Genomic DNA, 24,367 nt, shown 5'->3' on the forward strand with positions numbered 1-24,367 from the left:
GGCGCCGTTGCCGTAGATACACGAAGGGGAGCCCTCGAGGAGCCCCCTGATGGCCCCTGCGGGCCGGGCCCCGGGACCCGCCGTCACGGCGGGTCCCGGAACCTCTGGTCGACCGAAGGGCCTCAGCCCTTCGCGATGTTGGCCGCGATCTCCTTGGCGGCGGCGTCGAGGCGCTCCTTGGCGCCCGTCTTGCCGGCGATGATGTCGGCCGTGGCCTGACCGAAGGGGCCCCAGACCGAGTTCATCGCGGGGATGTTCGGCATCGGCTTGCCGTCGACACCGGCCTCGTACCACGCCTTGACGTCGGGGTCGGTGGCGGCGACCTGGTCGTAGGCCTCCTTGAGGGCCGGCGGACGCTGGCCGACCTGGAAGAGGGCGAGCTGGACGTCCTTGCGCGGGATGTAGTTCGTGACGAACTCCTGCGCGAGGGTGGCGTTCTTGGCCTTGCTCGAGACGTAGAACATCTGGACACCGAGGAACGGCTTCATCTGGCCGCCGCCGGCGATGCTCGGCAGCGGGGCGATGCCGTAGTTGATGCCCGCCTCCTTGGCCTTCGCGACGCTCCACGGACCGGAGATCATGAACGGCGCGGCCTTCGTGTCGAAGAGCGCGTCCTGGTTCGTGTCGTCGACGTTGGTCGACAGGACCTTCTCCTGGCCGAGCTTGGCCAGGACGTCGCCACCCTTGACGGAGCCGGCGCTGTTGACGATCAGCTTGCCGGGGTCGTAGTCGCCGTTGCCCTTGGTGCCGAAGATGCCACCGTCGGGGAACGCCGAGAGGTACGGGTAGGCGAAGTACGCGTTGCCGACCTTGGAGACGAACTGGGACAGGACCTGCTTGGCCTTGCCCTCCTTGACCAGCTTCTGGCCCGTGGCGACGAGCTCGTCCATGGTCTTCGGCGGGTTGGGAACGAGGTCCTTGTTGTACATCAGGCCGATGTTCTCGACGGCGTAGGGCACGCCGTAGGACTGGCCGTTGAACTTCGTGGCGGCGATGGCGCTCGGCAGGAACTTCGCGGCGACGTCGGAGCTGAGGCTCACGGGGGCGACGGTCGAGTTCTGGACGAGCTCGCCCAGCCAGTCGTGTGCGCCGACGATGACGTCGGGGCCCTTGCCCACCTTCGTCGCGTCCTTGAACTGCGCGCGGACGTCGGTCGAGATCTGGACCTTGACCGTGACGCCGTTCTCCTGGGCGAACTGGTCCGCGTACTTCTGCACGGCCTTCGAGCGGTCCGCGTCGGTCCAGATGACCAGGTCGACGTTGGCGTCACGGACGGGAGCCGCGGTGCCGCTCGGCGTCTCGGGGGTGCCGGTCGTCGTGGCGGCTGCCTTGCTCGTGCCGGCGCCGGTACCGGCGGCCGTGTTGGACGGGGTGGTGGGGCTGGACCCACCGCAGGCGCTGAGGGCCAGGGCGGCAACACCCGTGACGGCAGCAGCGCCGAGCGCACGCTTGTGCATGGATTCTCCTTTGAAGCCAGGTGGCACACGCCGCCACCGGTGCCCGAAAGGTAGCAAGAACTTTCAAATGGGTACCAGTCGCTTGCAGCAAGTTTTTGCAACGTTCTGGACACAACCGGCAAGGTGGCCCGAATCACCACGATCCGGCGCACTGAACCGCGGCGCTGGCGAAGCGGGCGCTTCTGGGACATGATGACGATGCCTGTCCACTCGGGCGGGCAGCCCTTTACAACGGATCGTCCGGCACGTTCCTGCCGGTGAAGGAAGGCAATGAAGCCATGGCAACAGTGACGTTCGACAACGCGACGAGGCAGTACCCCGGCAACCCGGTCCCCTCCGTCGACAAGCTCAACATCGAGATCGCGGACGGTGAGTTCCTCGTCCTCGTCGGTCCCTCCGGATGCGGCAAGTCCACGTCCCTGCGCATGCTGGCCGGCCTCGAGGAGGTCAACGCCGGGCGCATCCTGATCGGCGACCGCGACGTGACCAACCTGTCCCCCAAGGACCGCGACGTCGCGATGGTGTTCCAGAACTACGCGCTCTACCCGCACATGACGGTCGCCGACAACATGGGCTTCGCGCTCAAGATCGCCGGCGTCGACAAGGCGGAGATCCGCAAGCGCGTCGAGGAGGCCTCCAAGATCCTCGACCTCACGCCCTACCTGGACCGCAAGCCGAAGGCCCTCTCCGGTGGCCAGCGCCAGCGTGTCGCCATGGGTCGCGCGATCGTGCGCTCACCCCAGGTGTTCCTCATGGACGAGCCGCTGTCCAACCTCGACGCCAAGCTGCGCGTCCAGACGCGCACGCAGATCGCGTCGCTGCAGCGCCGCCTCGGCGTCACCACCGTCTACGTCACGCACGACCAGGTCGAGGCCATGACGATGGGCGACCGCGTCGCGGTGCTCAAGGACGGCATCCTGCAGCAGTGCGACAGCCCGCGCCGCATGTACGACCACCCGGCCAACGTGTTCGTCGCCGGCTTCATCGGCTCGCCGGCCATGAACCTGATGAACGTCCCGGTCAACGAGTCCGGCGTCGACCTTCACGGCCACCTCGTGCCGATCGAGCGCGCGAACCTCGGCGACATCGGCCGCGAGGTCACCATCGGCGTCCGTCCCGAGGACCTCGAGCTGGCGTCCGACGCCTCCGGCATCCCGGTCACGGTCGACGTCGTGGAGGAGCTGGGCGCCGACGCGTACATCTACGGCTCCACCGAGCAGAAGCTGCTCGAGGCCACCGGCGAGAACGCCGGCGCCGTGCCGTTCATCGCGCGCGTCGACGGCCGTCGCCCCCCGGAGAAGGGCGAGAAGATCTACCTCAAGCCGAAGCCGGGCCACGTGCACGTCTTCAACCCCGAGACGGGGCTGCGCGTCGGCGACTGACCCGACGCGCCTCTCGGCTCCGGCCGATCACGTATGCCGCTGGGCCGGCACCCCCCGTGGGTGCCGGCCCAGCCGCGTCGTGCCCACCGATCGCGCGCTCCCGCCTGGCGCACGCTCCTACGCCCTCTTGCGCCCCTCGTGCGCCCCCGCGGTGCCCCGGGGCTGATCGACGGCTGCCAGGCGGGCGTGCCACGATGAGCGAGTGAGCCTGGAGATCACCACCGCGAGGCCCGAAGCAGCCCTGCTCGACCTGCCTTGGTCGACCCCGCTCGAGGACTGGCCCGAGAGCCACCTCGCGGCGCTCCCCCGCGGCATCTCCCGCCACGTCGTGCGCTTCGTCAAGAGCGGCGCGCGCGTGCTGGCCGTCAAGGAGATCAAGGACGACATCGCCGACCGCGAGTACGCCATGCTGCGCAACCTGCGCCGCCTCGACGTGCCGTGCGTCGAGCCCTTCGGCGTCGTGCACGGTCGCACCAGTCCCGACGGTGAACCGCTCGACGCCTGTCTCATCACGCGCCACCTGCAGTTCTCCCTGCCCTACCGCGCGCTCTACAGCCAGAACCTGCGGCCCGACACCGCGGTGCGCCTGATGGACGCCCTCGCGCTGCTCCTCGTGCGCCTGCACCTCGAGGGCTTCTGGTGGGGTGACGTGTCGTTGTCCAACACCCTGTTCCGGCGCGACGCCGGCGCCTTCGCGGCCTACCTCGTCGACGCCGAGACCGGTGAGCTGCACCCCAAGCTCTCCGACGGGCAGCGCGAGCACGACCTCGACATCGCCCGCGTCAACATCGCCGGCGAGCTGATGGACCTCGCGGCCGGCGGCTTCCTCGAGGAGCACGCCGACCCCTTCGAGGTCTCGGCCTCGATCATCGGGCGCTACCACACGCTGTGGGAGGCCCTCACGGGCAGCGAGCGCTTCGAGGGAGGCGACCGGTGGCGCGTCGACGAGCGCATCCGCCGCCTCAACGAGCTCGGCTTCGACGTCGACGAGCTCTCGATCACCACCGATATCGGCGGCACCGAGATCGTCATCACCCCGAAGGTCGTCGACGCCGGCCACCACTCCCGCCGCCTGCTGCGCCTCACCGGCCTCGACGTCGGCGAGAACCAGGCCCGCCGCCTGCTCAACGACCTCGACTCGTACGCGGCCGCCACCGACCGCCAGGGCGAGGACGAGGAGATCGTCGCGCACGACTGGCTGACGCACGTCTACGAGCCGGTCACCCGCGCGGTGCCGCGCGAGCTGAGGGGCCGCCTCGAGCCGGCCGAGATCTTCCACGAGGTGCTCGAGCACCGCTGGTACATGAGCGAGCGGGCCGGCCACGACACGCCCATCGAAGAGGCGCTGCGCGACTACCTCGCGACGGTGCTTCCCTCCAAGCCCGAGGAGAAGTCGGTGCTCGGCGTCGACACCGAGGAGATGCCGGTCATCAGCCGCTTCAGCTGACCGGCCCGTGCGCCGCGGCGCACGTATGCCGCGTGCGTCAGTCCGCGTCGACAGCGAGCTGCGTGCCGGCAGGCTCGCCGGCCGGCCCGGAGAGGATCTGCCCGAAGAGGACGGTGATCCAGAGCAGGAACGTCGCGACGTGCACGGCGGTGCACCAGAGGCAGATGGCGTGGATGCGGTAGAGCTCCGCCCAGACCAGGTAGAGCGCCATGCCGAGGCCGACGGTGAGCCAGCCGAGGCGCACGGCGTCGAGCCACGGCTCCGGGCGACGCCAGACCCGTGGGAGGCACAGGCCCAGGGCCACGACGAAGAAGACGACGCCGAGCAGGGCGACCGGTACGCCGAGGAAGGTGCTCCAGGCGCTGGTCGTCACCTTGGCGCAGTCGACGACGCCGCCGATGCTGCAGGCGAGCGTCGCGTTGGACGTGAAGTGCTCGAAGGTCAGGTAGACCGACACCGCGAGACCGGCCAGGCTGATCGCGACCGAGAGCGGGGCCAGCCACGCTGGCCGCACCCGCCCGACCGCCGCACCGGGCCCCTCGGCGTCGGGGGCCACCTCGTCACGCAACGGGCTCATGGCGAGGTCACCGCTTGAGCAGGACGGACGCGGACTGGACGCCCGAGCTCATGCAGACGTTCGCCGGCTTGCCCTTGGTCAGCTCGCACAGCTGGGCCGAGATCGTGTTGATGGCCGGGAGCACCGTCTTGCCGATGTCCGAGCTCGGGTCCTGGATGCCGGCGATGATCTGGTCGTAGCTCTTGCCGTCGAACGCGGTGGCGTCGACCGTGGCCCCGTCCGTGGCGTGCGTGCCGCCGTAGTCGATCCACGGGATGCCGCCACCGGGGTTGAACTTCTGGAAGAGCGCGAGGTTCTCGCCGTCGAGCTTCTGCAGCGGCTTGCCGTTGCGGTCCTGCGTCTCGATGGCCTGGAAGGCCAGGTCGCCGCTCGTGTACTTCGCGTCCCTGAAGGAGAACGTCGGGGTGTCGGGGTGCACGTCGGAGCTGGAGCTGCTCGTCTCGGTGATCCCGCTGAAGGTGCCGAACCGGGAGAGCGCGCCGATCAGGGCCCATCGCTCCATGGCGCAGAACGGGCAGTACTCGGCGCCGACGTAGAGCACCTTCGGCTTGCCGTCCTGGGTCAGCGGGGCGCCGCCCGGCAGCTTCTTCGGCACCTGCTCCGGCGTCGGCGGTGGGGCCTTGTCGAAGAGCGAGGCCGGGAGCTTCTGGAGGGTCGCGAGCGCGGCCGCGCCGGAGCTCGAGCCGCCCGCGGCAGGGGCCGGCTTGGGCCGGTTGGCGATCACCACGCCGAGGACCACCGCCAGCACCACGACCACCACGGCCACGACGGCGGCGATGACCTGCTTGCGCTGGCGCTCCTGGCGAGCCGTCTGGGCGCGCAGCTGCGCCGCTCGGGCTGCCGTCTCGGCGCGGTTGCTCTTCGCCACGAGTACGTCCCTCGATTCCCGGCTGCCCCATGGCAGCACTCAGCGTTGCGCCCAAGGCTCACCACAGGGCGTCGTCGACAGGGCGGCACTCTATCGAGCGTCCCTAGGAAGAGCGTGGGAGCCCGGGCGGAAGTTCCCCACCAGCCCGGCTGGGCACGAGGCCGGCCGGACGGCATACGTCAGCGGCGACGCTGGCGGGCGATCTCGTAGAGCGTCACACCCGTGGCGAGGCCGGCGTTGAGGGACTCGACCGCCGAGCTCATCGGGATGGAGACGATCTGGTCACACGTCTCGCGCACCAGGCGGGAGAGGCCCTTGCCCTCGGAGCCGGTGACGATGACGAGCGGCTCGCTCGCGAGCGACAGGTCGGGCAGCTCGACGTCCCCGTCCATGTCGAGGCCGAGGATGAAGAAGCCGGCCTTCTTGAACTCCTCGAGCGCACGGGTGAGGTTGCTCGCCCGCGCCACCGGGATGCGGGCGGCGGCGCCGGCGGAGGTCTTCCACGCGGAGGCGGTCATGCCGACCGAGCGGCGCTCGGGGACCACGACGCCGTGGCCGCCGAAGGCGGCGACCGAGCGCACGATCGCTCCGAGGTTGCGGGGGTCGGTGATGCCGTCGAGGGCCACGACGAGCGGGACGCCGGGCATCTCCGGGTCGAGCAGGTCGCTCGGGTGGGCGTAGTCGTAGGGCGGCACCTGCAGGGCCAGGCCCTGGTGGACCCCGCCGTCGGTGAGCCGGTCGAGCTCGCCCCGCGGTGTCTCGAGGATCGCGAGACCGCGCTCGGTGGCGAGCTTGAGCGCCTCGCGGACGCGGTCGTCGGTGTCGATCCGGGTGGCGATGTACATCGTGGCCACCGGCACCTCCGCGCGCAGGGCCTCGACGACCGAGTTGCGGCCGTAGACCATCTCGCTCGAGGCCTTGCTGCCACGGCCCTTGGGTCGCGCCGGACCGCGCCCACCGGCCGAGGAGCCCACGCCCGAGCGCTTCGCGGCGGCCTTGGCCCGCTTGTGGGCAGGGTGATACTCGCGGTCGGCGGCCTTGGGCGTCGGTCCCTTGCCCTCGAGGCCGCGACGACGCTGGCCGCCCGAGCCGACCGTGGCGCCCTTGCTGCTCTTGCGGATGGCGCCGCGACGCTGGGAGTTGCCTGGCATGTCAGCCCTGTGCCTTCTCGGCCCCGAGGGCCGCGCTGGTGAGGTGGGTCGGAGGTGCGGAGTCGCCGGAGGCGGGCGCATCGGAGTGGGTGGGGCGAGCGAGCGACCACTGGGCGCCGGACGGGGTGTCGGTGATCTCGATGCCGACCGCGGTCAGCGCGTTGCGGATCTCGTCGGCGCGCTCGAAGTCGCGCTCCTGCCGGGCGGCCTGCCGGGCGTCGAGCTGGGTGCGCACGAGCGCCTCGAGCGCGTATTCGGCGGCGAGGTCCTCGCGGCTGGAGCCGGATCCCCAGTGGGCAGCCAGCGGGTTGACGCCGAGCACCTCGGTCATGGCGACGACGGCGCCGGCAGCCGCGAGGGCCGCCTCGTCGTCGTCCTCGTCGAGGGCGCTGTTCCCCGCCCGCACCGTGTCGTGCACGACGGCGAGCGCGCCGCTGACGCCGAGGTCGTCATCCATCGACTCGACGAAGTCGGCCGGCAGGTCGGCCGCGGCCACCGGCTCGATGGGGCCCCGCCGCCCGGCACGCTCGAGGAAGCCCTCGATGCGCTCGACCGCCGCGGCCGCCTCCTCGAGGGATCCGGGGTGGTACTCGATCGTCGAGCGGTAGTGCGCGGCCGTGAGGTAGTAGCGCAGCACGATCGGCCGGGTCTCCTCGAGCAGGTGGCGCACCTCGAGGGCGTTGCCCAGCGACTTGCCCATCTTCTGGCCCTTGACCGTGACCCAGGCGTTGTGGAGCCAGTAGCGAGCGAAGCCGAGGCCTGCCGCCCGCGACTGCGCCTGCTCGTTCTCGTGGTGCGGGAAGCGCAGGTCGATGCCGCCGCCGTGGATGTCGAACTCGTCGCCGAGCCAGCGGCGTGCCATCGCCGAGCACTCGAGGTGCCAGCCGGGACGGCCGGCGCCGAACGGCGTCGGCCACGAGGCGCTCACCGGCTCGTCGGACTTGCGGCCCTTCCACAGGGCGAAGTCCCGGGGGTCGCGCTTGCCCCGCGGGTCGGCATCGTCGGCACTGGCCATGTCGTCGAGGGACTGGCCGGTCAGCGAGCCGTATTCGGGCCAGGAGCGCACGTCGAAGTAGACGTCGCCGCTGCCGTCGGGGGCGACGTAGGCGTGACCCTTCTCGATGAGCGTCTCCATCAGCGTGACCATGTCGGGCACGTGGCCGGTCGCGCGCGGCTCGTAGGTGGCCGGCTCGACGCCGAGCGCGTCGAGCGCCTGGGCGGTGAGCCGCTCGTTGCGGTAGGTCAGGGCGAACCACGGCTCGCCGGCCTCGGCGGCCTTGCGCAGCACCTTGTCGTCGATGTCGGTGACGTTGCGCACGAGCGTGACGTCGTAGCCGTGGCCGACCTCGAGCCAGCGCCGCAGCACGTCGAAGGCGACGGCGAAGCGGATGTGCCCGATGTGCGGGGCCCCCTGCGTCGTGAGGCCACAGATGTAGATGCCGACCTTGCCCGCCTCGCGCGGCGTGAAGTCGCGCAGCTCCCGGGTCGCGGTGTCGAACAGTCGTAGGCTCACCCGCCGCAGTCTATCGGCGCGGCGCGACGCACCCGACCACGCGGCATACGCCCTCGGGAGCGGCGATGGCGTATGCCGGGCGGCCGGCTCGCGAGGGTCAGTGACCCCGGCGGACCCACTCCTGCACGTCGTCCTTCTCGGCGCCGATGGTGGTGGAGTCCCCGTGGCCGGTCAGGACGACGGTCTCGGGAGGCAGGGAGAGCAGCTGCTCCCGAATCGACTCGATGATCGTCGGGAAGTCGGAGAACGACCGGCCCGTCGCGCCGGGGCCGCCCTGGAAGAGGGTGTCGCCGGTGAAGACGACGCCGAGGTCGGCGGCGTAGAAGCAGCAGGCGCCGGGTGCGTGTCCGGGCGTGTGGAGCACCGTGAGCTCCACGTCGCCGACGGGCACCACGTCGCCGTCGGCGAGATCGCGCGTCGGGGCGAGGTCGGGATGGGTCTGGTCCCACAGCACCCGGTCGTCGGGGTGCAGGGCCACCACCGCCTCGGGGTGGGCCTCGAGCAGCTCGGGAACGACGGTGACGTGGTCGTCGTGGGCGTGCGTCAGCAGGACGTGGGTCAGGCGCCGGTCGCCCACCAGGTCGAGGATCGGCGCTGCGTCGTGCGGCGCGTCGATGACGACGCACTCGCGGTCGTCGCCCACGACCCAGACGTTGTTCTCGACCTCCCACGTGCCGCCGTCGAGGCTGAAGGTGCCCTCGGTCGTCGTGTGGTCGATCCGGACACCGCCGTCGGAGGCGGCCGACGGCATGGTCCCGTCGGTCGTCACAGCTCCACCACCGATCGCAGCACGGTGCCGGCGTGCATCTTGTCGAACGCCGCCTCGATGTCACCGAGGCCGATGCGCTCGCTGACGAACGCGTCGAGGTCGAAGCGGCCCTGCTTGTAGAGCTCGACGAGCATCGGGAAGTCACGGCTCGGCAGGCAGTCGCCGTACCAGCTGGACTTCAGCGCACCGCCCCGACCGAAGATGTCGATCATCGGCAGGGTGACCTGCTGGTCGGGGGTCGGCACGCCGACGAGGACGACGGTCCCGGCGAGGTCGCGGGCGTAGAAGGCCTGCTCGTAGGTCTCGGGACGACCGACCGCCTCGACGACGACGTCGGCGCCGTTGCCGCCGGTCAGGCCGCGGATCGCCTCGACCGGGTCGGTGTCGGCGCTGTTGACGGTGTGGGTGGCGCCGAACTTCCGCGCCTGCTCGAGCTTCGCGTCGCTGATGTCGACGGCGATGATCGTCGTGGCCCCGGCCAGGTAGGAGCCGGCGATGGCGGCGTTGCCGACCCCACCGCAGCCGATGACCGCCACCGAGTCGCCCCGGGTGACGCCGCCGGTGTTGACGGCCGCGCCGAAGCCGGCCATGACACCGCAGCCGAGCAGGCCGACGGCGGCAGGGTCGGCCTCGGGCACCTTGGTGCACTGGCCGGCCGCGACGAGGGTCTTCTCGATGAAGGCGCCGATGCCGAGCGCCGGCGTCAGCTCGGTGCCGTCGGTCAGCGTCATCTTCTGCCTCGCGTTGTGCGTGTTGAAGCAGTACCACGGCTTGCCCTTGGCGCACGCGCGGCACTGACCGCACACGGCACGCCAGTTGAGGATGACGAAGTCGCCGGGGGCCACCTCGGTGACGCCCTCGCCGACGGCCTCGACGTAGCCGGCGGCCTCGTGCCCGAGCAGGAACGGGTAGTCGTCGTTGATGCCGCCCTCGCGGTAGTGCAGGTCGGTGTGGCAGACGCCGCAGGCCTCGATCTTCACGACGGCCTCGCCCGGGCCCGGGTCGGGCACCACTATGTCGACGACCTCGACGGGCGCCCCCTTGCTTCGGCTGATGACACCCTTGACGGTCTGGGGCATGACGGCTCCTTCGGCCTCGTCGGTTCGTTCGGTTCGATCCTGCCAAACGCCCGGCCTCGGCTGTCCAGCGGCTGTCTCAGACGTCGCGGGCGAACCGCGGCACCACGAGCGCGGTGGCGACGGCCGCCACACCCTCCCCGCGGCCGGTCAGGCCGAGCCCGTCGGTCGTGGTCCCGCTGACCGACACGGGTGCGCCGGCTGCAGCCGACAGGGCCGCCTCGGCCTCGGCGCGACGGGTGCCGACCTTGGGCCGGTTGCCGACGACCTGCACGGCGATGTTGCCGATCTCGAAGCCCGCGTCCCGCACCAGGCGAACCGCCTCGGCGAGGAGGGTGACGCCCGACGCCCCGGCGAGCTCTGGCCGGGAGGTGCCGAAGTGTGCGCCGAGGTCGCCGATGCCCGCGGCCGAGAAGACGGCGTCACAGGCTGCGTGGGCGGCCACGTCCGCGTCGGAGTGCCCCTCGAGCCCCCGCTCTCCCGGCCACAGCAGCCCGCCGACCCACAGCGCACGTCCGGACCCCTCGGGAGCGTATGCGTGGGCGTCCACGCCGATCCCGACCCGCGGTAGCGCCGTGGGCGGGGTGTGGAGGCTGGGCCGGCTCGATTCGGAGGGCTCCCGGGGGGCGCCGGTGCGGCCGGAGTCGCCGGGCTCGGTCGTCACTGCTCGGTCTTCCAGTCGATGGGGCCGCGGTGCAGCTTGTGCGGGGCCGCCTGGGCCACCGGCTTGATGACCATCGTGTCGATGTTGACGTGCTGGGGCAGGCCCACGACGAAGCCCACGCATTCGGCGACGTCGTCCGCGACGAGTGGCCGGTCCACGCCGTCGTAGACCTTGTCGGCCGCGGCTCGGTCGCCGTGCAGGCGGGTCAGCGAGAACTCCTCGGTGTGGACCATGCCGGGGCGGATGTCGGAGACGCGGATGTTCTCGCCGTTGAGCTCGAGGCGAAGCGTCTCGGAGACGACCGATGTGCCGTGCTTCGCGGCGACGTAGCCGGCGCCGCCCTCGTAGACGCGTTCGCCGGCGATGGAGCTGATGTCGACGATGGTCGCGCGCGAGGACCGGCGCAGCAGGGGCAGCGCCGCCTGGACGACGCGCATGGTGCCGACGACGTTCGTGGCGTACATCCGCTCCCACTCCCCAGGGTCGCCGTCCTCGACGCGGTTGACCCCCAGGGCGCCTCCGGCGTTGTTGACGAGGACGTCGCAGCGCTCCAGCGAGCCGACCCCGGCCGCCACCGACCCGCCGTCGGTCACGTCCATCACCAGGGCCCGCGCGGACCCCCCGACGGCCTCGACGGTCGTCACCACCTCGTCGAGCTTCTCTCGGCGGCGTCCGGCCACCACGACGTCGAAACCGTCGCGAGAGAGGCGCCTGGCGGTGGCGGCGCCGATGCCGGTGCCGCCTCCGGTGATGAGAGCCAGGGGTCGGGTCTGGTCGCTCGGCTGGTCCGTTGTCTGCTCGGTCACGCTGCCGAGGATAGGCAAGTCGTCCGGTCGATGTATCCGGCGGTCACCGCTGCCCGCCGGATACATCGAACCGATCGACATCCGGGGTCGGCGGGCGGCTCAGGGAGCAGTGAGGAGGCGGGCGGCGGCGGCGAGGTCTGCGGGAGTCGTCACCTTCAGCGCCAGCGGGTCACCGTCGACGACGAGCACCCGCTCGCCGAGGCGCTCGACCAGGCCTGCGTCGTCGGTGGCCGCGCTGCCTCCGGCATGGGCGCGCTCGAGCACGTCCCGACGGAAGCCCTGCGGCGTCTGCACCGCCCGCAGCGTCGAGCGCTCGGGAGTCGCGACCACGTAGCCGTCGAGGTCGACCTGCTTGACGGTGTCGACGACGGCCGTGCCCGGCACCACGGCGGCCGCCCCGTCGCGCACGGCCGCGACGACCCGGTCGAAGACCGCGACCGGCGTCAGGCACCGCGCCGCGTCGTGCACGAGGACGATCTCGACGGCGTCACCCAGCTCGGCGAGTCCGGCCGCCACGGAGTCGCCCCGCTCCGCCCCGCCCACGACGACCGTGACGGCGGCAGTGGACCCGAGCTCACGGCATACGTCCTCGGCCAGCGACTCGGCCTCCCCGCGGTGGGCGGCAGGGGCGACGACGACGGCCTCGGACACCGCCGGGCACGACAGCGCCCCCCGCAGGGCGTGCCCGAGCAGGGGCACCCCCGCGAGGGGCACGAACGCCTTGGGGACGGAGGCCCCCAGACGCGAACCGGAGCCGGCCGCGACGACGATGACGCCGACGCGACCGGCTCCGGTCTCGTTGTTCAGGAAACTGCCTGACTCAGGAGGCGAGGACCTCGTCGAGGATGGTCTCGGCCTTCTCCTCGTCGGTCTTCTCCGCCAGCGCCAGCTCGGACACGAGGATCTGGCGCGCCTTGGCGAGCATCCGCTTCTCGCCCGCGGACAGACCGCGGTCCTGGTCGCGGCGCCACAGGTCGCGCACGACCTCGGCCACCTTGATGACATCGCCGGAAGCGAGCTTCTCGAGGTTGGCCTTGTAGCGACGGGACCAGTTGGTCGGCTCTTCCGTGTGCGGGGTGCGTAGCACCTCGAACACGCGGTCCAGACCCTCCTGGCCCACCACGTCGCGGACCCCCACGAGGTCGCAGTTCTCGGCTGGCACTTCGATCGTCAGGTCACCCTGAGCGACCTTGAGCTTGAGGTAGAGCTTGTCCTCTCCCTTGATCGTGCGTGTGTTGATCTCTTCGATCAGTGCAGCCCCGTGGTGGGGGTACACGACCGTCTCGCCGACCTTGAAAACCATGTGCTGTTTTCCCCTTTCGCGACCTCCAGATTATCACGAAGGAGAGCGCATCGCGATCTCAGGATCCGGCATCTGCGCAGGTCAGAGCCACAGTCGCCCGTCGAGACGGCCGTCTCGACGTCTTGACAGGAGCGGCGTCGGCATGCTTCGCGGGCGTTGGGTGACGGCCGGGTGACCACGGGGTGACCACGGGGTGGCGGCGTCCGCAGAGGGTCGGGCTCCGGACGGCGCAACCGCGGGCACGCCTGTCACGCCGCGCTGCTCGGGCCCGCGGCCCGTCGCTCGGGACACCGCGGGAGCCCCGCGGGTACGCGCCCGCGCCCGTGGGTAGGCTGTCGACCGTGAAGCGTCGATTCCCCGCCCCGGCCCCCGCGCGTCGTCCGTCCATCCGCCGCGTGTCCGCCGCGCTCGCCGGTGTCGCCCTCGCCGCCGTGACGGCTGGGTGCGAGGTCAACTCGCCTCTGCAGACCCAGGTGTCCTACCAGCCGGCCGACGGCGTCAACGCCAACGTGGGTGACGTCGCCCTGCGCGACCTGTCGCTCATCGGCGACGGCAACGGCACCGTCGTGGTCAACGGCTCCGCCCTGAACGACGGCAAGCAGGACGTGACCGTCCAGATCTCGGCGCAGGCCGACCCCAACGCAGCCACACCGCCCACCGGCTCGGAGCTGCAGCTCAAGCCCTACGAGCAGGTCAGCCTGGCCAGCCGCGGGCTCCAGCTCAGCCAGGTGAACGCCAAGCCCGGACGGCTCGTCCCGGTCAAGATCACCTCCAACACGGGCGGCACCGTCGTCGTCAAGGTGCCGGTGCTGCCCGCCACCGACTACTACTCCACGGTGACCCCTGCCCCGACCGGCAGCTGACCCGGCACCTCGCGCTCCGACGCCCGGCCGCCTTCGAGGCGGGCCGGGCGTCGTGCGTGTTGCAGCCGGTCGACCCGTCGGTCGCTCCGGGACCACGAGAGTGGCTGGCGCTCAGCCCGCCTCGAACTTGTAGCCGAGCCCGCGCACGGTGACGATGTGCACGGGGTTTGCCGGGTCGGGCTCGATCTTGGCGCGCAGGCGCTTGACGTGGACGTCGAGCGTCTTGGTGTCGCCGACGTAGTCGCTGCCCCAGACGCGGTCGATGAGCTGCATGCGCGTGAGCACCCGACCGGAGTTGCGCAGCAGTATCTCCAGCAGTTCGAACTCCTTGAGCGGCAGCGACGTCGACCGGCCCTCCACCGTGACCGTGTGCCGCTCGACGTCCATCCGCACCGGCCCCGACTCCAGCGTCGCCGGCAGCAGGTCCTCGGGCTCGGCCAGCCGGCGGAGCACCGCCTTGACGCGCGCGAGCAGCTCGCGGCTCGAGTAGGGCTTCGTGACGTAGTCGTCGGCCCCGATCTCCAGGCCCACGACCTTGTCGATCTCGCTGTCCTTGGCGGTCAGCATGATCACGGGGACCGAGGACCGCTGCCGCAGCGCGCGGCAGACGTCGACCCCTGACAGCCCCGGCAACATCAGGTCGAGCAGCACGAGGTCGGCACCGTTCTTGTCGAACTCGGCGAGGCCGTCGGGGCCCGTCTCGGCCACTGCGACGTCGTAGCCCTCCTTCTTGAGCAGGTAGGACAGCGGGTCGGAGAACGACACCTCGTCCTCGACGATGAGAATGCGACTCAAGGCGGGGCCTCTCGGTGTGGGCCAGCGTGGGGCCGGCGGGTTGCTCAGCTGGGGTCAGTGGGGCTCAGGCGCGCACGGACGGGGACGCGTCGGTGTCGCGCGGCGGGGCGGCATACGTGCTCGGACCGGCGGGCTCGGCGGCCTCGAGGGGCTCAGGGGGCTCAGCGGGCTCAGGGAGCTCGGCGGGCTCAGGGGGCTCCGCGGGCTCGATTGATCCCGAGGCGTTGGCGGCGGGCAGCTCGATGGTGAAGGTCGAGCCGCGCCCCGGCTCCGACCACACCGACACGTTGCCGCCGTGGTTGTCGGCGACGTGCTTGACGATGGCAAGGCCCAGACCGGTGCCACCGGTCGCGCGGGAACGGGCCGTGTCGACGCGGTAGAAGCGCTCGAAGATGCGCCGCTGCTCCTCCGGCGCGATCCCGAGGCCCTGGTCGGTCACCGTGACGTCGACGACCCCGGGACGCCCCCGGCGGACCATGACCCCGACGCGCGTCCCCGAGTCGGAGTAGGCGATGGCGTTGCCGACGAGGTTGCTGATCGCCGTGGTCACGAGCTCGGCGTCGCCCCACACCTCGCACCCGTCGTCGAGCGCGGTCACGAGCTCGATCCGGTGCTCGTCGGCGATGAGCCGGCTGCGGTCCGTCGCATCGCGCGCGCACCTGCCCACGTCGACCAGGGCGGGGTCCTTGATGACGTCGGCACCCTGCAGGCGCGAGAGCTCGACGATCTCCTTCACGAGGCGGGTCAGCCGGTCGGACTCGACGCTGATCCGCCTGGCGAAGCGCGCCACGGCCTCCGGGTCGTCGTGGGCGTCGAGCACCGCCTCCGCGAGCAGCGAGATGCCGCCCACCGGGGTCTTCAGCTCGTGGCTGACGTTGGCGAGGAAGTCGCGACGGATCTCCTCGACGCGCGCGGCCTTGGAGCGGTCCTCGACGAGGAGCAGCACGTGGTCGGCGCCCAGGGGCGCGACGCGGGCCGCGACGACGAGCCGGCCGTCCCCCATGCCCTTCTGGAGAGCCATCTCGACCTCGCGGATGACGCCGTCGCGGCGGACGGCTCGCGCCAGGTGGAGCAGCTCCGGGTGAACGAGCTCGTGACCGCGGACGAGCCCGTGGGCGACGGCCGCCGGAGAGTTGTTGACGACCCGGTCGGAGGAGTCGACGACGATGCCGCTCGAACGGAGCACCGCGATGACGTCACCGACGCCCGGGGGCAGTGGCGGGGCCGGCGGGGCAGCGACCTCGGCAGCCGCGGAGCGGTCGGACAGGCGTACGGCCACCATGGCCACGCCACCGAGAGCGAGGCCGGCAATGCCACCCAGGGTTGCCGCGGTCGTCGGATCCACGACACTCAGCGTACGCACGGTGCGAGGCTGGTACCGACCACGCGGGCGCCCGTGGTGCGCGACTCGTACCGAGTGTTCACCTTGGCGTACCCGCGCATTCACGAGACCCTGCGAACCTCTGCACGTGTGCGAGGGGGCCGCGCCCCCTCGCGTATGCCGTCCGCGCACCTCGGGCGGCGACCCGACAGCATCCGGCGGCACGACCGGCAACCGACAGGAAGACCATGCGCGACCAGTTCCACGAGGACCTCGACACGATCTCGGACCAGCTCGTCGAGCTGACCAGGCTCGCGGGATCGGCCATCTCACGCGCCACGACCGCACTGCTCGACGCCGACGTCCACCTCGCCGAGTCGGTCATCGAGGCCGACCGCAAGCTCGACGACATCCGCATCGAGCTCGACGAGCTGTCCATCGACCTGCTCGCGCGCCAGCAGCCCGTGGCCACCGACCTGCGCATCGTCGTGACCGCGATGCACATGAGCTCGGACCTCGAGCGGATGGGCGACCTCGCGCGCCACGTCGCCAAGGTGGCGCGCCTGCGCACGCCCGACTCGGCCGTGCCGCCGGAGCTGCGCTCCCACATCCTGCAGATGGGCCAGGTGGCCGAGGCCATCGTCGCCAAGTGCGGCTCGATCATCGCGAGCAAGGACGTCGCCGCGGCCATCGCCCTCGAGAAGGACGACGACGCGATGGACGACCTCCACCGCGAGCTCTTCGCCGCCCTGCTCGACGAGAACACGTCGTGGTCGCGCAGCTCGATCCTCGACCTGACGCTCGTCGGCCGCTACTACGAGCGCTTCGCCGACCACGCGGTCTCCGTGGCTCGTCGCGTCGTCTACCTCGTGACCGGCGAGTACGACGCGGATGTCAGCTACGACCACGAGGACGCGGAGGACGCGGACGTCATCGCGACCCTCGAGAGGGGCGCCACGCCCTCGCTGTGACCGCCTGACCGCGTCCGGCGCGGGGCGGCAGACGGCGCACCCCTCCACCGTCGAAAGGCCACGTGTGGCCGTTCCGAGCACGTCGAAAGGCCACTTCTCGTCAGCGAGAAGTGGCCTTTCGACTGTCGTCAGTGGGCCGGTCGTGGCCTCTCGACGGTTGGGGGGTGCGAGGTGGCGCCAGCCAAGGTGCCGGGGATGTGTGGTCAGCGGCCCTGGTTGGCCACGGCCTCCGCCGCGACGCGAGCGGCCTCCGGGTCGAGGTAGCGCCCGCCCCGGGTCACCGGACGGAACGAGTCGTCGAGCTCGTAGACGAGCGGCATACCGGTGGGGATGTTGAGCCCGGCGATGTCGTCGTCGGAGACGTCGTCGAGCGTCTTGACGAGGGCGCGCAGCGAGTTGCCGTGCGCTGCAACGAGAACCGTCAGTCCGTCGGCGAGGTCCTGCTGGATCTCGTTCTCCCAGTACGGCATCAGGCGCGTCACGACGTCCTTGAGGCACTCGGTGGCCGGCATCGCCGGGCCGAGCCCGTGGTAGCGCGGGTCGCCGTGCTGCGAGAACTCGTCGTTCTCGTCGATGGGCGGCGGCGGCACGTCGTAGGAGCGGCGCCACAGCATGAACTGCTCCTCCCCGAACTGCTCGAGGGTCTGCTTCTTGTCCTTGCCCTGCAGCGCGCCGTAGTGGCGCTCGTTGAGGCGCCAGTCGCGCTTGACCGGGATCCAGTGGCGGTCGGCGACGTCGAGCGAGACGTTGGCGGTCGTGATGGCCCGGCGCAGCAGCGAGGTGTGCACGATGTCCGGCAGGATGCCGGCCTCCTTGAGCAGCTCACCGGCGCGGACACCCTCGGCGCGGCCCTTCTCGGTGAGGTCGACGTCGACCCAGCCGGTGAAGAGGTTCTTGGCGTTCCAGTCGCTCTCGCCATGGCGGAGGAGGACGAGCGTGTAGGTCATGGCGGCCAGCCTAGCGAGGGCCGTTCAGGCCCCCGAGCCGTCGTCCAGCAGGTGTCGGAAGGCGTCGAGGTTGCGGGTCGACTCACCGCGCGAGACCCGCCAGGCCCACTCCTTCTTCATCGAGCCGAGGAACCCGAGGGCGAGCAGCTCGTTGAAGGCGTCGTCGCTCGCCGCGAGCACCACGCCGAAGAGCTGGTCGAGGTGCTCCGCGTCGACGGCCACGGTCGCGAGCTCTCCACGCAGGTAGACGTCGCCGTCGGTGTCGATCGCGTAGGCGACTCCCTGCAGACGCAGGTTCCTGCGCAGCAGCGTGCGGTAGAACGCCTCGTGGTTCTCGTCCGGGTTGCGGATGACGAATGCGCTGAGGCTGGTCGTCCGGTCGCGCACGAGCACCGACACCACGGTCTTGAGCTTCTTCTCGCCGGGCAGCGTGACGACGTACTCCCCCGGCCGCCCGCCGAGCTCCCAGTCCAGCTCCGCCGAGCGCAGGTATGCCGTCAGCCGGGCCTCCGCGGCCCCCGCCGGGCTCGTGCCGGGTTGGCTGTCGAGCGGGGCGGTGCGGGGCCGGCCGTCCTCGTCCGGCGGGGCGTTCACGGGATGACCGCCGTGGGGACGCCGACCAGGGTGGGCGCCTCGTCGAGGGCGGACTCCGTGCTGCCGTTGGCGCGCTCTGTCATGGCCTGACGGTAGACGTCGAGCAGGCGGTCCGTCGTCGCGGCCCAGCCGAACTGGGCCGCGTGCCGGACCGCAGCTGAGCCCAGCTCCAGCCGACGAGGCGCGTCGGACAGCAGCGAGCCGACAGCGTCGGCCCAGTCGGCGGTGGCGTGCCCGCCGACGAGCACGCCGGCCTCGCCGACCGCCGTCGGCAGGCCGCCGACGCGCGCAGCGACGACCGGGGTGCCGCAGGCCTGCGCCTCGATGGCGACGAGCCCGAACGACTCGGAGTGGCTGGGGACGAGGACGAGGTCGGCAGCGCGGTACCACTGCGCCAGGACCGGACGCGGCACCGGCCGCACGAAGCGCACGACGTCGTCGATGCCCAGGGCTCGGGCCAGCTCCTCGAGCTCGTGCGGCCGGTCCAGGCCGCTGCCGCTCGGGCCCCCGAGGACCGCCACGGTGAGGCGTTCGCGCCGCGACGGCTGCCGGCGCAGCAGCTCGTCCGCCACCCGGAGCAGCACGTCCGGAGCCTTGAGGGGCTGGATCCGGCCGACGAAGAGCAGCAGCTCGCCGTCGAGCGGCAGGCCCAGCTCCCGGCGGGCGGCGAGGCGGTCACCCGGGGTGAAGGTGTCGAGGTCGACGCCCGGGGGCACGACCGACACGCGACGCGGCGAGGCGGCATACAGCTCGATCAGCTCACGCGCCTCGCCGTCGGTGTTCGCGATCAGGCGGTCGGCGGCCTCGACGACCTGCACCTCGCCGATCTCGCGGCCCCGGGGCTCCGGGCGGTCGCCCTCCGCCAGGTGAAGGTTCTTGACGCGGGCCATCGTGTGCATGGTGTGCACGAGCGCGACGCGCCAACGGTCGGCGGCGAGCCAGCCGACCTGGCCGGAGAGCCAGTAGTGCGAGTGCACGAGGTCGTAGTGGTCCTCGGGGACCGACAGGCCCGCCTGCATGATGCCGGCCGAGAAGGCGCACAGCTGCCCGGGCAGGTCCTCCTTCGCCAGCCCCTCGTAGGGCCCGGCGGTCACGTGCCGCACGCGCACGCCCGGGACGAGCTCGGCCTCGACCGGCGTCTCACCCGTCGTGCGTCGGGTGAAGATGTCGACCTCGACACCACGGGCCGCGAGCTGCTTGGCCGTCTCGGCGACGTAGACGTTCATGCCGCCCGCATCGCCGGTGCCCGGCTGCTCCAGCGGCGAGGTGTGCACGCTGATCATGGCCACGCGCCTCGGCTCGACCGACATCGGCATCCCTTCGTCCTGCAAGACTGCTCGACCTGCTCGCCTGCTCGTTCCTGAACTCAACCCGCCCCCGATTCGATGTATTCCGCGAGCACCCGGGACCGCGGAATACCTCGAACCGGGGCGTTCCACGTAACCTGCGGGGCGTGTCTTCCCGTCAGCGCCCCGTGGGCAGCATCACGCGCGGGACCACCAACCCCAACCGGCTGCGGCGCTGCGACCGCTGGATCGCCGGGCCACAGGGCTGGCGGCTGCGGCGCAGCGGGGCGCCTCCGGTCGTCGTCGACCTCGGCTACGGCGCCTCCCCCATCACGGCGGTCGAGCTGCACCAGCGGCTCCGTGCGGTCCGCGACGACGTGCACGTCGTCGGCATCGAGATCGACCCGGACCGCGTGGCCGCCGCCAAACCCCTCGAGCGGGACGGCCTGAGCTTCCGGCGCGGCGGGTTCGAGGTCCCGCTGGACGCAGGCGTGCGCCCGAGCGTGGTGCGCGCCTTCAACGTGCTGCGCCAGTACGCCGAGGACGAGGTGCCCGCCGCGTGGTCGCTGGTGCAGGAGCGGCTCGCCCCCGACGGCCTGCTCGTGGACGGCACCTGCGACGAGATCGGCCGCCGCGCCGCCTGGGTGGCCGTCGACGCCTCGGGTCCGGTCAGCCTCACCCTCTCGTTGCGCATGGGCGGGCTCGAACGCCCCTCCGCCGTGGCCGAGCGGCTGCCCAAGGCCCTCATCCACCGCAACGTGCCCGGCGAGCCGGTGCACGCCTTTCTGGCCGACCTCGACCGCGCCTGGGCCAGGAGCGCCCCCCGGGCCTCGTGGGGCGCGCGCCAGCGCTTCCTCGCCGCGGTCTCCGAGGTGCGCCGGAGCTGGCCGGTGCTCGACGGCCCGGCACGCTGGCGGCTCGGCGAGCTCACCGTGGACTGGGCGGCCGTCGCACCGGCCACCGCCGCCTGACCGTCCGGTCTGGCGCGGCAGTCACCGGACACAGGTATGCCGCCGGGCGGCCCCGGCGGCATAGGTGGTCCGGCGTGTCGGCCGGGGTCGCCCTCAGCGGACGTAGTCGTCCTGGAGGCGCTCGATGTCGGTCTCGTCGAAGTGGCCGAAGCCGACCTCGAGGAGGCGGCCGGGACGGTCACCGGAGTTGCCCATGCGGTGGATGGCGTTGCGCGGAACCCACACGGTCTCGCCGGGCTGGGCCGACCAGGTGCGGTCGTCGACCGTGACGTCGATCGGCACGTCGAGCACCTGCCACATCTCACCGCGGTGGTCGTGGCGCTGCAGGGACAGGCGATGCCCCGGCTGGACCGTGATGATCTTGACCGTCACCTGCTCGTTGGAGACGAACTGCTGAAACTGTCCCCAGGGCCGCTCGGCGACGAAGATGTCCTCGGCCGGGTTGCGGTCGCCCAGGTCGTAGTCCAAGGGCGTGTATGCCGGGGCCAGGTCGTGGTCGTGGAGCTCCGCCTCGAGCGCCGAGACGGTGGCGTCGTTCCTGTGGGTCATGGTTCCCCCCTCGTGGATGAGACCCCAGTCTGCCCTAGCGAGGCAGGGCCCGGAGCCAGACCGCGAGAGTGGGTGTTACCAGCCGTTGTGCGAACGCCCTCCGAGACCGCGCACCTGGCGCAGCGCCGGGCGAACGTCGGCGAGGTAGACCGCGGAGCCGACGAAGGCCAGCAGCCCGAAGATGTTGAGCGGGTTGAAGACCGTCACGAAGCCCAGCGCGAGCGCGACGCCGAGCAGCACCAGCCAGAACGTACGTGTCCGCTTGCTGGCTGCGACGTAGGCCGCCTCGGGGTGACGCAGCGCGTCGACGAACGAGAAGACCTCGCACCCCAGCGCCACAACGCCGAGCACGACGAGGACGATGCTCTGGAACCCCGAGTAGAGCTGCATGGGGAAAGCGTAACCCGTACAGCCGTCGCGGTCGGGCTCTGCGAGGTGGCGAAGCGGGCCGTCGGGCGCGGCTTCAGGCGTCGACGACGAGCGTCACCGGCCCGTCGTTGACGAGCGAGACCTCCATCATGGCCCCGAAGCGGCCCTGCTCGACCTCCAGACCGCGCTCCTGCAGCGCGGCGACCAGGGCGCCCACGAGCGGCTCGGCCACGGGGCCGGGCGCCGCGGCGCTCCACGAGGGCCGGCGTCCCTTCCGGGTGTCGGCATAGAGGGTGAACTGGCTGACGACGAGCACGGGAGCGCGCGCGTCGAGCAGGCTCTGCTCGTCGCGCAGGATGCGCAGCTCGGCGATCTTCCGCGCCATCCGCTCGACCTGCTCGGGGCCGTCGCCGTGCGTGACGCCGACGAGCGCCAGCAGGCCGGGGCGGTCGATGGACCCGACGATCTCGCCGTCGACCGCGACCTGCGCCCGGGTGACGCGCTGCAGCACTGCCCTCATGGGTTCGCTCCGGCCGCTTCGCCGCCCGGCGGCTCAGACGCCAACGGCGACGACAGCGCCGACGGGCTGGCCGTGGCCGAGCACGGGTTGGCGCTCGAGCGTCGCGAGGATCTCGTCGCCGCCGACACCGATGCGCCGCATCACGGCCGCGAGCAGCACGCTGCGGGCCCGGGACGAGCCGTCTGCCACCTTCACCGCGATGCCACGACCGTCCGGGAGGCCGACGGCGTAGACGGCCTCAGCGCCGTCCTTGGCGACCAGCCCGTCGCCCCCGCGGATCAGGGCCGTGACGTCGCGGCTGCTCCCGCCGAGGTACTCGGGGAAGTCGCGGATGGCCCGCGCGATCTTGGCCTCGGGGCCCTCCGTGGCCGCGGCCAGTCGTCCGAACGAGAGCGCGAGCGCGCGCAGCGGCACCGCGTGGATGGGTGCACCGCAGCCGTCGACGGCCATGGCGCTGGGCTCGGCGCCGGTCAGCTCACGGACCGTCTCGAGGACGGCCTGCTGCAGCGGGTGCTCCGGGTCGCGGTAGGTGGCGAGGTCCCAGCCGTTGACGACGCAGGTCGCCAGCATCGAGGCGTGCTTGCCCGAGCAGTTCTGCACGATCGACTGCTTGGGCCGGCCGCTCGAGATCCAGGCGATGCGCGCGGCCTCGTCGTAGGGGTAGTCGGGAGTGTTCTGCAAGGCCGTCTCGGTGAGTCCGGCGCCGGCGAGGATCTCGCGGGCCGCCTCGACGTGGAAGCCCTCCCCCGAGTGGCTCGCGCACGCCAGGGCGAGGAGGCGACCGTCGGTGGGCAAACCACTGCGCACCATGGCGAGGCCCTGCAGCGGCTTGCTGGAGCTGCGCGGGAAGACCGGTCCGCTCGAGTCGCCGATCTCGAGCTCGACCGAGCCGTCGGGAGCCGTGACGACGGCGGTGCCGTGGTGGACCGACTCGACGAAGCCGCCGCGCAGGACGTGTGCGACGACCGGGGCGTCGGCCAGTGCCGCGCTGACCGGGCTGGGCGCCGGCCCGGTCGTGCGGTTGGAGACGGGGGCGGACGTGGGCGGGGCGAGGTGATCCGACACGCCCCGCAGTATGCCGGAGCGACGCCATGGGGCCGCCACCCCCGTGGGTGTGGCGGCCCCGTCGGACCCGAAGGCCCTGCGCGAGGTCAGCTCGAGGCAGAGGCGTCCGTGTCGGACTTCTTCGCCGGCGTCGACTTCTTGGCCGTGCTCTTTGTGCTCTTCGTCGTGCTCTTCGTCGCGCTCTTGGCGGCGCTGCCTGCTGTCGCCACCGCCTTGCGGGTCGTCCGCTTGGCGGCCTTCTTGGCCGGAGCCGTCTTGCGGGCGGCCGTGGCCTGCGGGTCGTCGGACGTGGCGGAGCTGCGGGCCGCCACCTTGCGGGTCGTGGAGCGCTCGACCTGGTTGGCCTTGCGCGTGGCGGCGGCCCGCTGGCCCGCCGACCTCCGGATCGCCTGCTCGTGAGCAGCCGTGCGCGTGGGCTCGACGGGCGCCGAGGCAGATTCGACGGCCTCGACCGAGGCCCCCACCTGCGAGCCCAGCTTGCTGGCGTCGTCGGCGACGACGTCCATCAGGGTCTGGGCGACCTTGCCACCCTGCGCGACCGCGGTACCGGCGACCCGACGGCCGCGGGTCACCGTCGCGCTGCCGCGCTCGGCGAGGTCGAAGGCGGTGCGCTCTCCCTGGGCCCGGAGGTCCGTGACGATCTTCTCGCCGCGCGCCGCGGCGGCGTCGTACTGGTCCTTGGCGTTGCTGGCCATGACGAGGCCGTCGTTGAGGACGCGGGCCGGGAGCTCCTGGGCCTGCGCGACGAAGCGCTCGGCATACGTCGTCGCGAGCTTCTGCAGCTCGGCGGTGCGGCTCTGGAGGTCGGCAATGCGCTTCTGGAGGTCCTTCTGCAGCTCCTTGGCCTCCTGCTCGGCGCCCTTGCGCAGGTCGACGCCCTTGGCCTGCCTGCGCGCGACCTCGAGCTGCTCGCCCGCGGTGCGCACGGTGTCGATGGCGATGTTGGCGGCACCGACCACGGCGTAGAAGGGCGTCGGGTCGACCTGGACCTCGGGCATGCGGCCGTCGATGTGGCCCAGCTGGCCACGCACGTCCGCGACGGCGGCCTCGGCCTGCTTCTGGGCGTCCTTGACGGCCTGGGTGAGCTTCTTGGTGAGTGCCAT

General features: G+C 71.7%; 26 protein-coding genes. 5 read left to right on the forward strand and 21 right to left on the reverse strand.

From position 1 onward, the window contains the following. Nucleotides 1-122: 122 nt before the first annotated feature. Complete coding sequence (locus tag LQK93_RS05400; RefSeq protein ID WP_374970527.1) at nucleotides 123-1,457, reverse strand: extracellular solute-binding protein; 1,335 nt, start codon at nucleotides 1,455-1,457, stop codon at nucleotides 123-125. 278 nt (nucleotides 1,458-1,735) lie between these two features. On the opposite strand from LQK93_RS05400, the gene LQK93_RS05405 reads away from it, so the two are divergent. Together LQK93_RS05405 and LQK93_RS05410 are read left to right on the forward strand one after the other, a co-directional pair. Next, nucleotides 1,736-2,839 (forward strand): ABC transporter ATP-binding protein, encoded by a 1,104-nt coding sequence (locus LQK93_RS05405; RefSeq protein WP_374970528.1) that lies wholly within the window; start codon nucleotides 1,736-1,738, stop codon nucleotides 2,837-2,839. A 202-nt stretch (nucleotides 2,840-3,041) separates the two neighbouring features. Next, entirely contained in the window at nucleotides 3,042-4,286 is a 1,245-nt protein-coding gene (locus LQK93_RS05410; protein ID WP_374970529.1) for a DUF4032 domain-containing protein, read from the forward strand. A gap of 37 nt (nucleotides 4,287-4,323) precedes the next feature. Here the strand turns inward: LQK93_RS05410 and LQK93_RS05415 are convergent, their stop codons facing one another. The 10 genes from LQK93_RS05415 to LQK93_RS05460 form a co-directional block, all read right to left on the reverse strand. Then, the gene (locus LQK93_RS05415) at nucleotides 4,324-4,863 is read right to left on the reverse strand and encodes a vitamin K epoxide reductase family protein (RefSeq protein WP_374970530.1); all 540 of its coding nucleotides are present in this window, start codon (nucleotides 4,861-4,863) and stop codon (nucleotides 4,324-4,326) included. Between the two features lie 7 nt (nucleotides 4,864-4,870). After that, nucleotides 4,871-5,731 (reverse strand): DUF929 family protein, encoded by an 861-nt coding sequence (locus LQK93_RS05420; protein WP_374970531.1) that lies wholly within the window; start codon nucleotides 5,729-5,731, stop codon nucleotides 4,871-4,873. Nucleotides 5,732-5,910: 179 nt separating this feature from the next. Continuing rightward, on the reverse strand, nucleotides 5,911-6,882 hold the full coding sequence (gene rlmB / locus LQK93_RS05425) for a 23S rRNA (guanosine(2251)-2'-O)-methyltransferase RlmB (protein ID WP_374970532.1): 972 nt from the start codon (nucleotides 6,880-6,882) through the stop codon (nucleotides 5,911-5,913). 1 nt (nucleotide 6,883) lies between these two features. Then, on the reverse strand, nucleotides 6,884-8,395 hold the full coding sequence (gene cysS / locus LQK93_RS05430) for a cysteine--tRNA ligase (protein ID WP_374970533.1): 1,512 nt from the start codon (nucleotides 8,393-8,395) through the stop codon (nucleotides 6,884-6,886). A gap of 97 nt (nucleotides 8,396-8,492) precedes the next feature. Next, a complete protein-coding gene (locus LQK93_RS05435) occupies nucleotides 8,493-9,146 on the reverse strand; it encodes an MBL fold metallo-hydrolase (RefSeq protein WP_374971452.1) in 654 nt (217 codons plus the stop codon). Nucleotides 9,147-9,160: 14 nt separating this feature from the next. Beyond that, on the reverse strand, nucleotides 9,161-10,243 hold the full coding sequence (locus LQK93_RS05440) for an S-(hydroxymethyl)mycothiol dehydrogenase (protein ID WP_374970534.1): 1,083 nt from the start codon (nucleotides 10,241-10,243) through the stop codon (nucleotides 9,161-9,163). A 76-nt stretch (nucleotides 10,244-10,319) separates the two neighbouring features. Further along, complete coding sequence (gene ispF / locus LQK93_RS05445; RefSeq protein ID WP_374971453.1) at nucleotides 10,320-10,796, reverse strand: 2-C-methyl-D-erythritol 2,4-cyclodiphosphate synthase; 477 nt, start codon at nucleotides 10,794-10,796, stop codon at nucleotides 10,320-10,322. A 104-nt stretch (nucleotides 10,797-10,900) separates the two neighbouring features. Next, entirely contained in the window at nucleotides 10,901-11,710 is an 810-nt protein-coding gene (locus LQK93_RS05450; protein ID WP_374970535.1) for an SDR family oxidoreductase, read from the reverse strand. Nucleotides 11,711-11,809: 99 nt separating this feature from the next. Continuing rightward, a complete protein-coding gene (gene ispD / locus LQK93_RS05455; RefSeq protein ID WP_374971454.1) occupies nucleotides 11,810-12,481 on the reverse strand; it encodes a 2-C-methyl-D-erythritol 4-phosphate cytidylyltransferase in 672 nt (223 codons plus the stop codon). 49 nt (nucleotides 12,482-12,530) lie between these two features. Next, entirely contained in the window at nucleotides 12,531-13,013 is a 483-nt protein-coding gene (locus LQK93_RS05460; protein ID WP_030199704.1) for a CarD family transcriptional regulator, read from the reverse strand. Between the two features lie 341 nt (nucleotides 13,014-13,354). Here LQK93_RS05460 and LQK93_RS05465 point away from each other — a divergent pair, with 341 nt between their 5' ends. Further along, nucleotides 13,355-13,876: a hypothetical protein gene (locus LQK93_RS05465; RefSeq protein ID WP_374970536.1), complete on the forward strand. Its 522-nt coding sequence runs from the start codon at nucleotides 13,355-13,357 to the stop codon at nucleotides 13,874-13,876. Between the two features lie 111 nt (nucleotides 13,877-13,987). On the opposite strand, the gene LQK93_RS05470 is transcribed toward LQK93_RS05465, so the two are convergent. Beyond that, entirely contained in the window at nucleotides 13,988-14,671 is a 684-nt protein-coding gene (locus LQK93_RS05470) for a response regulator (RefSeq protein WP_374970537.1), read from the reverse strand. 64 nt (nucleotides 14,672-14,735) lie between these two features. After that, a complete protein-coding gene (locus LQK93_RS05475; protein ID WP_374970538.1) occupies nucleotides 14,736-16,016 on the reverse strand; it encodes a sensor histidine kinase in 1,281 nt (426 codons plus the stop codon). A gap of 224 nt (nucleotides 16,017-16,240) precedes the next feature. On the opposite strand from LQK93_RS05475, the gene phoU reads away from it, so the two are divergent. Next, nucleotides 16,241-16,963: a phosphate signaling complex protein PhoU gene (gene phoU, locus LQK93_RS05480; protein ID WP_374970539.1), complete on the forward strand. Its 723-nt coding sequence runs from the start codon at nucleotides 16,241-16,243 to the stop codon at nucleotides 16,961-16,963. A 203-nt stretch (nucleotides 16,964-17,166) separates the two neighbouring features. Here the strand turns inward: phoU and LQK93_RS05485 are convergent, their stop codons facing one another. Genes LQK93_RS05485 through mshA form a run of 3 tightly spaced genes read right to left on the reverse strand, consistent with a single transcriptional unit; the run spans nucleotide 17,167 to nucleotide 19,787 of the window. Beyond that, the gene (locus tag LQK93_RS05485; RefSeq protein ID WP_374970540.1) at nucleotides 17,167-17,910 is read right to left on the reverse strand and encodes a phosphoglyceromutase; all 744 of its coding nucleotides are present in this window, start codon (nucleotides 17,908-17,910) and stop codon (nucleotides 17,167-17,169) included. 24 nt (nucleotides 17,911-17,934) lie between these two features. Further along, on the reverse strand, nucleotides 17,935-18,504 hold the full coding sequence (locus LQK93_RS05490; protein WP_374970541.1) for a YbjN domain-containing protein: 570 nt from the start codon (nucleotides 18,502-18,504) through the stop codon (nucleotides 17,935-17,937). Beyond that, on the reverse strand, nucleotides 18,501-19,787 hold the full coding sequence (mshA, locus tag LQK93_RS05495; RefSeq protein ID WP_374970542.1) for a D-inositol-3-phosphate glycosyltransferase: 1,287 nt from the start codon (nucleotides 19,785-19,787) through the stop codon (nucleotides 18,501-18,503). Before mshA ends, LQK93_RS05490 begins: the two co-directional genes overlap by 4 nt. Nucleotides 19,788-19,957: 170 nt before the next feature. Here mshA and LQK93_RS05500 point away from each other — a divergent pair, with 170 nt between their 5' ends. Then, on the forward strand, nucleotides 19,958-20,761 hold the full coding sequence (locus LQK93_RS05500) for a class I SAM-dependent methyltransferase (protein ID WP_374970543.1): 804 nt from the start codon (nucleotides 19,958-19,960) through the stop codon (nucleotides 20,759-20,761). 93 nt (nucleotides 20,762-20,854) lie between these two features. On the opposite strand, the gene LQK93_RS05505 is transcribed toward LQK93_RS05500, so the two are convergent. From LQK93_RS05505 to LQK93_RS05525, 5 genes are all read right to left on the reverse strand, one after another. Beyond that, nucleotides 20,855-21,310, reverse strand: coding sequence for a phosphomannose isomerase type II C-terminal cupin domain (locus LQK93_RS05505; protein ID WP_374970544.1), 456 nt, complete (start codon nucleotides 21,308-21,310; stop codon nucleotides 20,855-20,857). Between the two features lie 75 nt (nucleotides 21,311-21,385). Then, nucleotides 21,386-21,700, reverse strand: a complete 315-nt coding sequence (locus LQK93_RS05510; RefSeq protein ID WP_374970545.1) for a DUF2516 family protein — start codon at nucleotides 21,698-21,700, stop codon at nucleotides 21,386-21,388. A gap of 73 nt (nucleotides 21,701-21,773) precedes the next feature. Further along, nucleotides 21,774-22,199, reverse strand: a complete 426-nt coding sequence (dtd, locus tag LQK93_RS05515; protein WP_374970546.1) for a D-aminoacyl-tRNA deacylase — start codon at nucleotides 22,197-22,199, stop codon at nucleotides 21,774-21,776. Between the two features lie 33 nt (nucleotides 22,200-22,232). Then, nucleotides 22,233-23,264 carry an asparaginase gene (locus tag LQK93_RS05520; RefSeq protein WP_374970547.1) on the reverse strand — a complete coding sequence of 344 codons (1,032 nt, stop codon included), beginning with the start codon at nucleotides 23,262-23,264 and terminating at the stop codon, nucleotides 22,233-22,235. Between the two features lie 86 nt (nucleotides 23,265-23,350). Then, entirely contained in the window at nucleotides 23,351-24,367 is a 1,017-nt protein-coding gene (locus LQK93_RS05525; RefSeq protein ID WP_374970548.1) for a hypothetical protein, read from the reverse strand.

The organism is Terrabacter sp. BE26, from assembly GCF_041941675.1.
Lineage (GTDB): Bacteria > Actinomycetota > Actinomycetes > Actinomycetales > Dermatophilaceae > Terrabacter.